The organism is Methyloceanibacter marginalis, from assembly GCF_001723295.1.
Taxonomy (GTDB): Bacteria; Pseudomonadota; Alphaproteobacteria; order Rhizobiales; family Methyloligellaceae; genus Methyloceanibacter; species Methyloceanibacter marginalis.
Genome location: NZ_LPWD01000192.1, coordinates 1 through 13,489, shown reverse-complemented (window position 1 = coordinate 13,489; position 13,489 = coordinate 1). Strand labels below are relative to the sequence as shown.

General features: G+C 64.9%; 15 protein-coding genes and 3 pseudogenes. 11 read left to right on the top strand and 7 right to left on the bottom strand.

Going from position 1 to position 13,489, the window contains the following annotated elements; translation table 11 throughout:
* From AUC71_RS17615 to fabD, 7 genes are all read right to left on the bottom strand, one after another.
* Positions 1-110, bottom strand: a 110-nt coding sequence (locus AUC71_RS17615; protein WP_342021824.1) for a YicC/YloC family endoribonuclease, incomplete at its 3' end; no start/stop codon positions are given.
* Between the two features lie 114 nt (positions 111-224).
* Positions 225-545, bottom strand: coding sequence for an endolytic transglycosylase MltG (locus AUC71_RS21945; protein ID WP_280139296.1), 321 nt, complete (start codon positions 543-545; stop codon positions 225-227).
* Entirely contained in the window at positions 482-1,231 is a 750-nt protein-coding gene (mltG, locus tag AUC71_RS21940) for an endolytic transglycosylase MltG (RefSeq protein WP_069623853.1), read from the bottom strand. Before mltG ends, AUC71_RS21945 begins: the two co-directional genes overlap by 64 nt.
* 439 nt (positions 1,232-1,670) lie before the next feature.
* Positions 1,671-2,933, bottom strand: coding sequence for a beta-ketoacyl-ACP synthase II (fabF, locus tag AUC71_RS08060; RefSeq protein WP_244500852.1), 1,263 nt, complete (start codon positions 2,931-2,933; stop codon positions 1,671-1,673).
* A gap of 101 nt (positions 2,934-3,034) precedes the next feature.
* Positions 3,035-3,274: an acyl carrier protein gene (locus tag AUC71_RS08055; protein WP_069623852.1), complete on the bottom strand. Its 240-nt coding sequence runs from the start codon at positions 3,272-3,274 to the stop codon at positions 3,035-3,037.
* Between the two features lie 252 nt (positions 3,275-3,526).
* Positions 3,527-4,264, bottom strand: a complete 738-nt coding sequence (gene fabG, locus AUC71_RS08050; protein WP_069623851.1) for a 3-oxoacyl-[acyl-carrier-protein] reductase — start codon at positions 4,262-4,264, stop codon at positions 3,527-3,529.
* Between the two features lie 27 nt (positions 4,265-4,291).
* Positions 4,292-5,236 (bottom strand): ACP S-malonyltransferase, encoded by a 945-nt coding sequence (gene fabD, locus AUC71_RS08045; protein ID WP_069623850.1) that lies wholly within the window; start codon positions 5,234-5,236, stop codon positions 4,292-4,294.
* A 201-nt stretch (positions 5,237-5,437) separates the two neighbouring features.
* Here fabD and AUC71_RS08040 point away from each other — a divergent pair, with 201 nt between their 5' ends.
* The 11 genes and pseudogenes from AUC71_RS08040 to AUC71_RS07995 form a co-directional block, all read left to right on the top strand.
* The gene (locus AUC71_RS08040; RefSeq protein WP_069623849.1) at positions 5,438-5,773 is read left to right on the top strand and encodes a hypothetical protein; all 336 of its coding nucleotides are present in this window, start codon (positions 5,438-5,440) and stop codon (positions 5,771-5,773) included.
* Positions 5,770-5,919: a hypothetical protein gene (locus AUC71_RS19355; protein ID WP_158007756.1), complete on the top strand. Its 150-nt coding sequence runs from the start codon at positions 5,770-5,772 to the stop codon at positions 5,917-5,919. Before AUC71_RS08040 ends, AUC71_RS19355 begins: the two co-directional genes overlap by 4 nt.
* 233 nt (positions 5,920-6,152) lie before the next feature.
* Complete coding sequence (rpsF, locus tag AUC71_RS08035) at positions 6,153-6,635, top strand: 30S ribosomal protein S6 (protein WP_069623848.1); 483 nt, start codon at positions 6,153-6,155, stop codon at positions 6,633-6,635.
* On the top strand, positions 6,632-6,877 hold the full coding sequence (gene rpsR, locus AUC71_RS08030; RefSeq protein WP_045367299.1) for a 30S ribosomal protein S18: 246 nt from the start codon (positions 6,632-6,634) through the stop codon (positions 6,875-6,877). The genes rpsF and rpsR overlap by 4 nt, the downstream gene beginning before the upstream one ends.
* A 106-nt stretch (positions 6,878-6,983) precedes the next feature.
* Positions 6,984-7,958: a DUF2232 domain-containing protein gene (locus AUC71_RS08025; protein WP_069623847.1), complete on the top strand. Its 975-nt coding sequence runs from the start codon at positions 6,984-6,986 to the stop codon at positions 7,956-7,958.
* A gap of 21 nt (positions 7,959-7,979) precedes the next feature.
* Positions 7,980-8,624 carry a 50S ribosomal protein L9 gene (gene rplI, locus AUC71_RS08020; protein WP_069623846.1) on the top strand — a complete coding sequence of 215 codons (645 nt, stop codon included), beginning with the start codon at positions 7,980-7,982 and terminating at the stop codon, positions 8,622-8,624.
* A 140-nt stretch (positions 8,625-8,764) separates the two neighbouring features.
* A pseudogene (locus tag AUC71_RS08015) lies at positions 8,765-10,023 on the top strand (class I SAM-dependent methyltransferase).
* A gap of 143 nt (positions 10,024-10,166) precedes the next feature.
* A pseudogene (locus tag AUC71_RS08010) lies at positions 10,167-11,617 on the top strand (replicative DNA helicase); the annotation flags it as partial.
* A 172-nt stretch (positions 11,618-11,789) separates the two neighbouring features.
* Positions 11,790-12,271 (top strand): annotated as a pseudogene (locus AUC71_RS22300) (alanine racemase); the annotation flags it as partial.
* 24 nt (positions 12,272-12,295) lie between these two features.
* A complete protein-coding gene (locus AUC71_RS22295; protein ID WP_342021823.1) occupies positions 12,296-12,766 on the top strand; it encodes an alanine racemase in 471 nt (156 codons plus the stop codon).
* A 10-nt stretch (positions 12,767-12,776) separates the two neighbouring features.
* Positions 12,777-13,489 (top strand): DUF7125 family protein (locus AUC71_RS07995; protein ID WP_083238194.1); only part of this gene is annotated, 713 nt, incomplete at its 3' end.

Sequence of the window (13,489 nt, the reverse complement as noted above, 5' to 3'; positions counted from 1 at the left end):
CAGCGCAGGTCGAGCGAGCGGCCATTGACGCTCCGGATCTCCCAGAACCAGCTCGTATCCCCATGCACCCCATCGGTGCGGGCGAAGCCGGTCATGCTTTGCAGGGTCATTCGCGTGCCTCAGGCCGGTGGAAGCATACCCGCGGGCTTTATAGCCGAGTCGCAAGGAAAATCAGGCAGGAAGCCCGATAAAGCCAAAAACGGGGTGAACGGGGAAAGAGGCGTCTAGCGGACCGGATTGCGGATTGGCAAGGGGATCGGCCCGCCCACTTCGGCAAGTCCCACCTCCCCCTCGGGCAGCAGCGCCCCGCGCTCCTCGGCCGCCGCAGCCGCGGCCGCCTCCGCCGCCTGGCGGGCCCTGATCTCGCGCTCGATCTTCCGCCATTTGGCCACGTTGCGATTGTGCTCGGCGAGGGTCTCGGAAAAGATGTGGCCGCCGTTGCCGCTGGCTACGAAGTAAACGTCCTTCGTCTTTGCCGGCTTCAGAACGGCCTCGATCGCCGCGCGGCCGGGATTGCCGATCGGCGTGGGCGGCAAGCCGTTGATCTTGTAGGTGTTATAAGGGTTTTCACGCTCGAGCTCTTCCTGCGTGATCGGGTGATCGCGCATGCCCGAGCGCCGAAGATGCCATAGATGATCGTGGGATCGGATTGCAGGCGCATGCCCTTGCGGAGCCGGTTGTGGAACACGCTGGCGATGCGGGGGCGCTCCTCTGCAATGCCGGTCTCCTTCTCCACGATCGAGGCAAGGATCACCGCCTCCTCCGGAGTCTTGACCATGATGTCGGGATCACGCTCCTGCCAGACATTGGCCAGGAATTTGTCGTGAGCGACCTGCATACGCTGGACGATGTCTTGCCGTGTGTCCTTGGAGCCGAAGCTGTAGGTGTCCGGCAGCAGCGACCCTTCCGCCGGGACTTCGGGCACCGGACCGTCGAGCTCCGGATTGGCGGCCAGGCGCTCCACGATCTGCTGGCTGGTCCAACCTTCGGGGAAGGTCACTCTGTATTGGATCGATTTGCCCTCGACCAAGGTGTCGAGGACCTGGCGCATGCTCGCGTGCTTGTCGAATTGATACTCACCGGCCTTGAGCGTCCCCTGCCCCTTCAGGTGCATGAAGTAGAAGATGCTGGTCATGAAGATGCGCCGGTCCGCAATGACGCCTTCGGCCGCGAGCCGGTCCGCAATGCCCGTGGTGCTCTCGCCCTTCGGCACGACAAGAACCGTCGACACCTCAAGGGCCCCGGCCGGTCGAACTCCACGCGTATGAAATAGAACACGGCTATGGCCGCGCAGAGCAGGATAAAACAGAAATTGAAGAGCCCGTCGAACATCCGCAGGAACGGATGCGAGTCCTCTTCCGGCTCCTCCTGCACGGGCGGCTCGGGCGGGCGTGCGGCTCGAGAGCCTCGGCGGGGCTGCGCGGCAGGACATGACCCACGGGCCGTCCGGCCACATGGGCTGCCGGCCGATGCGGCGCGGGCCCTGGAGCGGCCTCGGGCCCCGTGGCGGATTGCCCGGCGGCGGATTACCCGGAGGGCAGGCGGAGGTGGCGGAGTGTCTCTCGTCGAAGTCATGCTCGATCAGCGCGCGCGCCCCCGCGTGTGTGAATCCACTTTGCGTCGAAATATGGCGAAAGGGAGGTTCGCCTGACAAGCAAAAGGATATCCGATCAGGCGGCGTATCGGCGCATGATCAGCGAGGCATTGGTGCCGCCGAAGCCGAACGAGTTGGAAAGCACTGTATCGATGGTCCGCGGCCGCGCCTGGTGCGGCACCAGGTCGATCGCCGTCGCCACCGAGGGATTGTCGAGATTGAGCGTCGGCGGCGCAATGTTGTCCCGCAGCGAGAGCACCGAGAAGATGGCCTCGATGGCGCCCGCGGCACCCAGCAGATGCCCGGTGGCGGACTTGGTCGACGACATCGAGACCTTGCCTGCGGCGTGCCGAACAAGGCTCCACGGCGGAGAGTTCGATCTCGTCGCCCATGGGCGTCGAGGTGCCGTGCGCGTGATGTAGTCGATATCGGCCGGATCGATCCCGGCACGCTTCACCGCGGCCGACATGCAGCGGAAGGCGCCATCACCGTCCTCGGCCGGCGCGGTGATGTGGAAGGCGTCGCCCGAAAGGCCGTAGCCGACGATCTCGGCGTAGATGTTCGCGCCTCTTGCCTTCGCGTGCTCCAGCTCCTCGACCACCACCATGCCGGCGCCCTCGCCCATGACGAACCCGTCGCGGTCGCGGTCATAGGGACGCGAGGCCTTCTGCGGCTGATCGTTGAAATTGGTCGACAGCGCCCGACAGGCGGCGAAGCCCGCAAGCGCCAGACGGCAGATCGGCGATTCCGAACCGCCCGCGAGCATCACATCCGCATCGCCAAACGCCACGAGGCGCGAGGCATCGCCGATGGCGTGGCGCCCCGTGGAGCAGGCAGTGACCACCGCATGGTTCGGGCCTTTCAGGCCATGCTCGATGGAAACGTAGCCGGACGCCAAGTTGATGAGGCGACCCGGAATGAAGAAGGGGCTGATCCGGCGCGGTCCCTTCTCGGCGAACAGCAAGGACGCCTTCTCGATCCCCTGGAGCCCGCCAATGCCGGAGCCGATCAGCACGCCGGTGCGGATCTGATCCTCGTAGGCGGTCGGCTTCCAGCCAGCGTCGGTCAGCGCCTGGGTCGCGGCGCCCATGGCGTAGATAATAAAGTCGTCGACCTTGCGCTGTTCCTTGGGCTCCATCCAATCGTTGGGATTGAACGTGCCATCGCTGCCGTCGCCGCGCGGAACCTGACAGGCGACCTGACAGGATAGATCGGAGACTTCGAACTCTTCGATCCGCTTTGCGGCGTTCTCCCCGGCGGTCAGGCGCTTCCAGGCGTGCTCGTGGCCGGAGCCAAGAGGGGAAACCAGACCCAGACCTGTGATGACGACACGTCGCATCGCGCCTTCGCGTGACCCTTGAGGAAAGATCGGTTGTCTAGCCGTTAGGGGCTAAGTCATTGCACCGTGCGGACGCCTCGAGGCGTCCGCGCAGTTATCGGTCAAGCCGCCGTGTTCTTGTCCAAGAACTTGATGGCGTCGCCGACGGTGAGAATGGTTTCGGCGGCGTCGTCCGGAATCTCGCATCCGAACTCCTCCTCGAACGCCATCACCAGCTCGACAGTGTCGAGGCTGTCAGCCCCAAGGTCGTCGATGAAGCTTGCATTCTCGGTGACCTTATCGGCCTCAACCCCGAGATGCTCCACCACGATCTTCTTTACGCGCTCCGAGATATCGCTCATGTCCTCCTCACCGTCCCTTAGCTGTCAGTTCCACAGGCCTCATGTACCCCCGAGCTTGCGGCTCATGGCCTAACACACCCCCGAGCGGTAAGTTAGGAGGGTTGATCGCGGCGGGATTGTACTTTGTCAAGCCCCCACAAAACGGCCGTTTGGGTACCATACTATATGCGACTTTGCCAGAAGCCCTTACCTGGTAAATCGGCTTGCCAAAAGCTCTCAAGCCGACCTACCAACCCTTTGTCCTACAAGCACTTAGACCATTATCATGCCGCCGTTCACGTGCATCGTCTCGCCCGTGACATAGGACGCTTCGTCGCTTGAGAAAAAAACCACCGCGGCGGCGATGTCTTCGGGCTTGCCGAAGCTTTGCGCCGGGATGGCGGCGGCAATAGCCTCGGTTTGCTTCTCCGTCAAGGCATCGGTCATCGGCGTCGAGATAAAGCCGGGCGAGATGCAGTTCGCCGTGATGCCCCTCGAGGCCACCTCCCGGGCGAGCGACTTGGTCATGCCCACGAGACCCGCCTTGGACGCGGCGTAGTTGCCCTGCCCCGGATTGCCGAACACGCCGGAGATCGAAGAGATATTGACGATGCGCCCGGCGCGGCGGCGCATCATGCCGCGCAAGATACCGCGCGTCAGCGTGAAGACCGAGGTGAGATTGACGGCGATGACGTCGTCCCACTCCTCGTCCTTCATGCGCATGAAAAGATTGTCGTGCGTGATGCCCGCATTGTTGACGAGGATGTCCACCTGTCCGAGCGTCTTCTCCGCGGTGTCCGCCAGCTGCGCGACGGCGGGCCGGTCCCTGAGATCGCACGGCAGCACGAAGACCCGCTCGCCGAGTTCCGACGACAGAGCCTCCAGCTTGTCCGCATTCGTGCCGGAGATTGCCACCGTCGCCCCTTGGCCGTGCAGAGCCCTGGCGATGGCGCCGCCAATGCCGCCGGTGGCGCCGGTGACGAGGGCGTTCTTTCCCTTGAGGTCGAACATTCTAACTCTCCTTGTTCGCGCGCGCGGCTAGCCGGCAAGCGTAGCGGCCGCGGCTTCCAACTCGTCGGGCGTCCCCACGCTTTTGGCATCGATGCCGTCGAAGCGCCGGGCGATGCCGGTGAGCACACGGCCGGCGCCCACCTCGTAGACTGTGTCCACGCCGTTGCCGGCAAGATAAAGCATGGTCTCACGCCAGCGCACCATGCCGGTGACCTGCTCCACGAGACGGGTTCTGATCGCTTCGGGATCCGAGATCGGTTCGGCCAGCACGTTCGCGACCAGCGGCACCACCGGCGCCTTGATCTCGACGCCCGCCAGCGCCTCAGCCATCACCTCCGCCGCCGGTTGCATCAAGGCGCAATGGAACGGCGCGCTTACCGGCAACAGCACGGCCCGGCGCGCACCGTAGTCCGGCGCGAGCTTCACCGCGCGTTCGATCGCCGTCCGCTTGCCCGAAATCACCACCTGGCCCGGCGCGTTGTCATTCGCCGCTTCGCAGACCTCGCCGTCGCTGGCGGCCTTGGCGAGCTCCTTGGCTTGCGCAAGATCGGCGCCGAGCAACGCCGCCATCGCGCCCTCACCGACGGGCACCGCCTCCTGCATGGCCCGGCCCCGGGTTTTCAGGAGCCGCGCCGTGTCTGCAAGGGTGAGAGCGCCAGCCGCCGCCAGCGCCGAATATTCGCCGAGCGAATGGCCGGCCACATAGGAGGCCTTGTCCTCGAGCGCCAACCCTTTGGTTTCGGCGAGCACCCGCATGGCCGCCAAGGACACCGCCATCAGAGCGGGCTGGGCGTTCTCGGTGAGAGTCAGATCGGCCTCCGGCCCCTCCCACATCAGCTGTGAGAGGTTCTGCCCAAGAGCCTCGTCAACCTCGGAAAAGACGGCCTGCGCCGCCGGGAAGGCCTTGGCCAATTCGGCGCCCATGCCGACGGCTTGGCTTCCTTGACCCGGAAAGATGAAAGCAATGCTCATATGGAAGGAAACGTTTGGCGTTGAACGGAAGGCGCCAGAGACACTGTTTCAATCTGGCCTGTCAAGCCGGTGAGGCGCGCGGCCGATCGGCATGAAGCTCAAGCCAGGGCGAACCAAAAACAAAACCACGGACTGCAACCGTAAGTGCTAGAAACACGTTTGGATAACGAGTCCACACAGCCGCCAAGCGGAGTTCCCCCCATGAACAGACCCCTCGCCTACGGCGTCCTGATCGGCTGCCTCACGGCATTCGCCACGATGGCCTCTGCGGTCGAAACGCAAACTTGGCCCTGGAACGACAAGGCGCCTGTCGACCCTGCGCTGGCACTCCTGACCAGGGTCGACACGCTCAAAGTCGCCATCACCGAGCTGAAGACCCCCACTTTGGGGATTTCGGTTGAGGCCCAGGCCCCAACCACAGGATTTTCCGAGGTAAAATTGACCCCAAGGATCGGCAGCCAGACCGACGGGGTCTTTGCCTTCGACGTTCGGGGCCGGCGTCCCCAAGAGGCGGCGGCCCAGGCCCTGCGCCCGTGACCATCGATGTGGCCTATCCGGATGCGCCCCTCGGTAACGTCGCCGTCGTCGAAGTCTATGCCAAGGAGACGTGCAAGGCCTACTCGCTCAAGGACAAAACCGAGGTCGCGTGCACCATGAACCCGGGCTCTCAGCAAGCCCCTTAGAGCCCGCGCTTCCGCTTGCAAAGCTCGCGCGACCCACTATAAGCCCGCTACCGTAACCGCTCCGGTCGGAGGCTGAACGGAGGACCGCTTCGATCAAGCGGCAGGCCGAAGGGCCGCCCTCCCGTGTCTCCGCTCTCAAGGGCTTTCGCTCTCAAGAGCATTCTTGGGCCTTTCCTTCCAAAGCGCCCATGTGAGGCTTCGCGCCGGAGCAAAAGAAGAAGGAAAGGCGTTTCATGCCTCTCTACGAGCATGTGTTCCTGGCACGCCAGGACATCTCGGCCCAGCAGGCCGAAGGCTTGCAGCAGACCTTCCGCTCTCTGATTGAAGAGAACGGCGGCAAGGTCGGCAAGACCGAGTATTGGGGGCTGAAGTCCCTCACCTATCGCATCAAGAAGAACCGGAAAGCGCACTACACCCTGATGAACATCGAAGCGCCGCATGAAGCGGTCGCCGAGATGGAGCGTCAGATGGGGCTGTCGACCGACGTGATCCGCTTTCTCACCGTGAGAGTTGATGAGCACGAAGACGGACCGTCCGCGATGATGCGCCGCTCCGACCGCGACGATCGCGATGGCGGCCGTGGTGACCGGGGCGACCGTGGTGATCGCGGCGACCGTGGCGAGCGCCGGGGTCCCCGCCGCGACCGTGAGCATGCACCGCGCGAGCCGCGCGCCGAGACCGCCGACAACGCCAGTGGCGGGGAGCAATCCGAATGAGCACGACCACGATTCAAGCACGCCGCCCCTTCTACCGCCGGCGCAAGACGTGCCCGTTCTCCGGCGATAAAGCGCCGAAGATCGACTATAAAGATGTGAAGCTGCTTCAGCGCTACGTGTCCGAGCGCGGCAAGATGGTGCCGAGCCGGATCACGGCGGTGTCCGCCAAGAAGCAGCGCGAACTCGCCCGCGCCATCAAGCGCGCGCGGTTCCTCGGTCTCTTGCCTTACCTTATCCAGTAGGCACGCGGCCTGGGCCCAAAGGCCCGTAACAGACCTGATTGAAGTTGGGGCGGGCCTTCGGGCCCTCCTCTAACCGCTCCTTAAAGGAGCCGGGACAGCGAAACCGATGTCGGCACATCTTCTCATAGGCGCAGGCGCGGGCCTGGTTTCAGCGGCGCTGTTCGCATCGGCGGCCGTCTCGGCCGCGCTCGCCAGCTTCCTTCTCTATCTGTGTCCGCTGCCTTTGTGCCTTGCCGGTCTCGGCTGGGGGCGCTCCTCCATTCTGATCGGCGGTCTGGCCGCAACCGTGGTCATGGCCCTGACCTTGGGTCCCGCCGCGTCGCTGGTCTACGCCCTGACCATCGCCGCCCCGGCCGCCTTCCTCGTCCATCTCCTCCTGCAGGCGCGGCCTGCCGCCGGACCGGAGGGCGAAAAGAGCGGGGCGCTCGAATGGTATCCCGCCGGCCGGCTCGTGGGCGCGGCGGCGCTCATGGCAGGCGCACTCGCCGGGGTCATGGTGCTCCTCCTCGGCCCCGACGCGGAGAGCTATCGCGCCTCCATCGCCGAAATGCTCCCCCACATTCTGAAGGCGCTGGATCCGGACGATTCCGTGTTCAAACCCGAGATGGTGGAGAATCTCGAGACGGTGCTCGCCAAGGCGTTGCCCGCGGCATTCGCCGTCCTCTGGCTGACCGTCATGCTGTTCAATCTTTGGCTCGCCGGCTACATCGTCGCCGCCTCGGGCCGGTCCTTGCGGCCTTGGCCCGATCTGCACGGTCTCGAAGTGCCCAACATATTCGTTGCCGTGTTCGCCGGTGCGCTCGTCGCCTCGTTCATTCCGGGCATCATCGGCTTGATCGCCACCGGCTTCGCCGGCGCGATGCTGTTCGCCTACGTGCTTCAAGGCTTGGCGGTGATCCACGTCTATAGCCTCGGCGTCCCCTTCCGCCCGCTTCTGCTGGCGGTGGTCTATCTCGGAATTCTGCTTCTGGGCTGGCTGGCCATCATCGTGGCCATCCTCGGCCTGGCTGAACCTTTGCTCGGTTTGCGCGCGCGCAGCGCCCGGCCCGGCAGCTCATCGAACAACAACGACAACGACTGACAAGATAGGAGTACGATAGCCATGCAAGTCATTCTGCTCGAGCGCCTGGGGCGCCTCGGACAAATCGGCGACGTCGTCACGGTCAAGGACGGCTTCGCCCGCAATTTTCTTCTGCCCCATGGCAAGGCGCTCCGCGCCACCGAGGCCAATCGCAAGCATTTCGAAAGCGAACGTGCTCAACTCGAGGCACGGGATCTGGAACGCAAGGGCGAGGCCGAAACGGTCGCCAAGAGGCTCAACGGCCAGAGCTTCATCGTCATTCGCCAGGCGGGCGACAACGGCCAGCTTTACGGCTCCGTCTCCACGCGCGACATCGCCACGGCGGTGACGGAGGGCGGCTTCTCCATCGATCGCCGCCAGGTGCAGCTCGATAGGCCGATCAAGATGCTCGGCCTGCACGAGGTGCGCGTGGCGCTCCACGGCGAGGTGGTGCCGCACGTGCAAATCAACGTCGCCCGCACCCAAGACGAAGCCGCCCGCCAGGCGCGCGGCGAGGACGTGACCCAGGAGCTGACCGAGGAGGAAGAGGCCGCCGAAGAAGCCCGCCTAGCGGCCGAAGGCCTGTTCGAGGAAGGCGCCGCGCCCGAGGAAGAAGAGCTCGCGGAAGGCGAGACCGCGGTTGAAGAGGCCACAGAAAACGCCGAAGACGCCGAGAAGTCTTCGTAAGCGCGACATTTGGCGACAGAAATCTTTAATGAACAACGGAGGCAGGTTGTTGTCTCGCCTGCCTCCTGTTCCTAGAATACGTCAGGCTCAACTTCGGCGAATCGAGGACGCCCGAAGCTATGATCCGGCGTGCGACCTAGATGTTTCGCCCGCTCAGCTACGTTCTGGAGCGGACCGTAACGACCGGTCATCTGAAGATGATCGCTGCCGATGGGAGCGTTTGCGAGTTTGGCGATCGCACCGGCTCCCCGGTCATCGCCCGGATCAGCGACAAACGGACCGAGCGGCAACTCGCTCTGAACGCGCCCCTTGCCATCGGCGAGGCCTATATGGAGGGGCGGCTCGTCTTCGAGCAGGGCACGCTCTACGATTTTCTCGAACTCTTGCTGACCAATGTTCCCCCGCGGCGCTGGCCGCGCTGGCTTCGGCTGGTCGATACCCTCGCGTACGTCACCAGGCGCTTGCAGCACTATAATCCCGTCGGGCGCGCACGCCGGAATGTCGCGCATCACTACGATATCGACGGCTCTCTCTACGACCTCTTCCTCGATCCGGACCGCCAATATTCCTGCGCCTATTTCGAGGATGAGGGCATGACGCTGGAGGAAGCCCAGGAGGCGAAGAAGCGCCATCTCGCCGCCAAGCTCGATCTCTCCGACGGGATGCGGGTGCTGGATATCGGCTCCGGCTGGGGCGGCCTGGCGCTTTACCTCGCCAAGACCTCCCATGTGGATGTGACCGGCATCACCTTGAGCGAGGAGCAACTCAAGATCGCCCGCCATCGCGCCAACGCCGAAGGGCTCTCGAAGGCCGTTGATTTCGAGCTTTGCGATTATCGAAACCTGGAAGGCAAGTTCGACCGCATCGTCTCGGTCGGCATGTTCGAGCACGTGGGCGCCGCGCACTACCGCAGCTTCTTCCAGCAAGTGAGCCGGCTGCTTGCCGATGACGGGGTGGCCGTGATCCATTCGATCGGCCGGTTCGACGGCCCCGCCGCCACCAATCCCTTCATTGCGAAGTACATCTTCCCCGGCGCTACATTCCGGCTCTGAGCGAGGTGCTGCCGGCGGTCGAGCGCGCAGGCCTTCTTGCCACGGACCTCGAAATCTTGCGCCTCCACTACGCCATGACGTTGCGCCACTGGCGCCAGCGCTTCCGCGCCTCCTGGCACACGGCGGCGGAGAAATTCGGAGAGCCCTTCTGCCGCATGTGGGAGATGTATCTCGCGGGCTCCGAAACGGCCTTCCGCTATCAGAACCTCATGGTCTTCCAGATTCAACTGACCAAGGATCAGGCCGTGCTGCCGCTCACCCGCGACTATATGTTCGACGCCGAACGAGAGCTGCGGGCCCGCGACCGCCATCCGGGGACGGCGCGCAAGCGCCGGTCGAGCCGGTAGGCTCCCGACAATGCAGGCTTGTTGCGCCGCAGCTGTGCACAGCGGTAATGAAACTGTCACGCACGGCGTTCGGCTCTTTTCCGAGGCTCCGAATCACCTAGTCTCCAGGCGATGAGCAACACCGTTAGCCTTCCCCGTTCGCGCCCGAAACGCCGGTTTTCCGCGAAGCCCCGCACAATCTCGAGGCGGAGCAGGCCCTGCTTGGCGCCATCCTCGTGAATAACGAGGCACTCGACCGTGTCTCGAACTTTTTGAAGCCCGGTCACTTCTTCGACCCGCTACACGGACGCATTTTCGAGACTGCGGCGAAGCTCATCATGGGCGGCAAGCGCGCCACGCCCATTACGCTGAAAACCTACTTCCAGGCCGACGAGCCCGTGGCCGACCTGACCGTGCCGCAATATCTCGGACGGCTCGCGGCCAACGCCACCACCATCATCAACGCCGAGGATTACGGCCGCACGGTCTACGACCTCGCAGTGCGCCGCCAGCTCATCGAGATCGGCGAGGAGATGGTCACCACGGCCTACGATTCGCCGATCGACGCGCCGCCCGCCGCCCAGATCGAAGGCGCCGAGCAGCAGCTCTACGAGCTGGCGGAGACCGGAAAATACGGCGCGGGCTCGAGCCCTTCTCCGCGGCCCTCACCGACGCGATCGATATGGCGGCCAACGCCTACCGCCGCGACGGCGGCTTGTCCGGCATCGCCACCAGCTTCGTGGATCTCGATCAGCGCATGGGCGGCCTGCAGGCCTCCGACCTCATCATCATTGCCGGCCGCCCCTCGATGGGTAAGACGGCGCTTGCCACCAATATCGCCTATCACGTGGCCAAGGCCTACGCCGCAAGCCACGACAGCGACACGCCGCCGGACGGTGCGGTGGTCGGCTTCTTCTCGCTCGAAATGTCGGCCGAGCAGCTCGCGACCCGCATCATCTCGGAGCAGTCGCAGATTCCGTCCGAGCGCATCCGCCGCGGCCGCATCGACTCCGACGAGTTCGACCGCATCGTCGAAGTCTCCCAAGAGCTCCAGAACCTGCCGCTCTTCATCGACCAGACCGGCGGCATCACCGTGGCCCAGCTTGCCGCGCGGGCCCGCAGACTGAAGCGCCAGCGGGGGCTCGGCTTCATCGTGGTCGACTATCTCCAACTGCTGTCCGGCTCCTCGAGGCGCGCCCAGGAAGGCCGCGTGCAGGAGGTCTCGGAGATCACCACCGGACTGAAGGCCCTTGCCAAGGAGCTTCACGTGCCCGTCCTGGCCCTCTCCCAGCTCTCCCGTCAGGTGGAACAACGGGAAGACAAGCGGCCGCAGCTGGCGGATTTGCGTGAATCCGGCTCCATCGAGCAGGATGCCGATGTGGTAATGTTCGTGTTCCGCGAGGAATATTACCTTGAGCGCAACCAACCCCGCGAGAACACCGAAGAGCACCGGCAGTGGCAACAGGACATGGAAGCGGTGACCGGCAAGGCCGACGTGATCATCGGCAAGCAGCGCCACGGTCCGACCGGGACGGTGACGCTTCAGTTCACCCCGGAATTCACCCGGTTCTCCAATCTGGCCGCGTCGGAGCGCCTGCCGGAGCGCATGGAGTGAACCCCGCGCCCAAGCGCGGCAGCATCCCCGACGAAGCAGAGGTGAGAGCGGAAGCGACCGCCATTCTCACCATCGACCTCGACGCGCTTGCCGCCAATTATCGCCAGTTGCGGGACTTGGCGGCTCGGCCGAATGCGCCGCGGTGGTCAAGGCCGACGCCTACGGTCTTGGCATGGCGGAGGCCGCGCCCGCGCTGTGGCGCGCCGGCTGCCGCACATTTTTCGTGGCGACACTCACCGAGGCGGAAGCGTTGCGCGCGCTGCTGCCGGAAGCGACCATCTATGTCTTCAGCGGCCTCCTGCCCGGAACGGCGGAGACCTACCACGCCGCGCGCCTTCGCCCGGTGCTGAACAGCGCCGAGGAAATCAAAGAGTGGGCCGACTATTGCGCGCGCACCGGCAAGGCGTTGCCGTGCGCGGTCCATATCGACAGCGGCATGAACCGGCTGGGACTGTCTGCCGCCGAGGTCGAGACCGTGGCCCCCGAAACCAGCCATTGGACAGCCTTGTCGCTGGCCCTGGTGATGAGCCATCTGGCCTGTGCCGACGACCCGTCCCATCGCAAGAACGATGTCCAGCGCCGCCTGTTCGAAACGCTCCGCGCAAAGCTGCCCAAGGCGCCGCGAGCCTCGCCAACTCCGCCGGCATTCTGTTGGGCTCAGACTACGCCTACGACCTCGTGCGGCCCGGCATCGCGCTTTACGGTGGACACCCGCAGCGGCGCGGACGAAACCCGTTCCGCCCCGTGGTTCATCTCAAAGGCCGCATCTTGCAGATACGCCAAGCCGAGCCCGGCGAAACGATCGGCTACGGCGCCACGCGGACCCTTCAACGCCCTTCGCGGGTCGCCGTCGTTTCCGTGGGCTATGCCGACGGCCTGTTCCGGGCGCTCTCCACCAAGGACGGCGAGGAGGGCCTCGTGGCGCGTATCGGATCGCATCCCGTGCCGATCTTGGGGCGGGTTTCCATGGATCTCATCACCGTGGACGTGACGGATGCCCCCGAAACCGAGGCGCGGCGGGGCGCGTGGATCGAGCTGCTCGGCTCCAATATCAGCGCCCACGAATTCGCCATGCATGCCGGCACCATCGATTACGAGGTCCTGACCAGCCTCGGCCAGCGCGCCACACGGCGCTATGTGGGCGGGTAGCGCGGACGCCATGGCCAAGACATCCAAAGCCTTTATCTGCCAGTCCTGCGGCGCGGTCGCGCCCCGCTGGTCCGGGAAGTGTGCGGCCTGCGGGGAATGGAACTCCCTGATCGAGGAAGCGGGCACGCCGACGAGCTCGCCTGCCCTCGTCGCCATCAAGGGGGGCAAAGGGCGTCTCGCCAAGTTCGAGACCCTGAGCGCCCAGAACGAAGACGCCCCGCGCATGAAGACCGGCATCGCCGAGCTCGACCGCGTGCTGGGCGGCGGCTTGGTTCCGGGCGCCGCGGTGCTGGTCGGCGGCGATCCCGGCATCGGCAAGTCGACGCTCCTGCTGCAAGGGGCGGCGGAACTCGCCCAGGACGGCGCGCGCGTTGTTTATCTCTCCGGCGAGGAAGCCCCGGCGCAGGTGCGCATGCGCGCCGCACGCTTAGGGATCGCCGAGGCCCCCGTGGCACTCGGCACCGAGACCAACATCGCCAATATCATCGCCACGCTCGGCAGCGGACCCGCCCCGGCGCTGGTCGTCATCGATTCCGTGCAGACCCTTTGGTCGGAAGGGATCGAATCGGCCCCCGGCACGATCTCCCAGCTGCGCGGCTGCGCCGCCGCCCTGATCAGCTACGCCAAGGCGAGCGGCGCAACCCTCGTCCTGGTCGGCCATGTCACCAAGGACGGGCAGATCGCAGGACCCAAGGTGATCGAGCACATGGTCGATACGGTGCT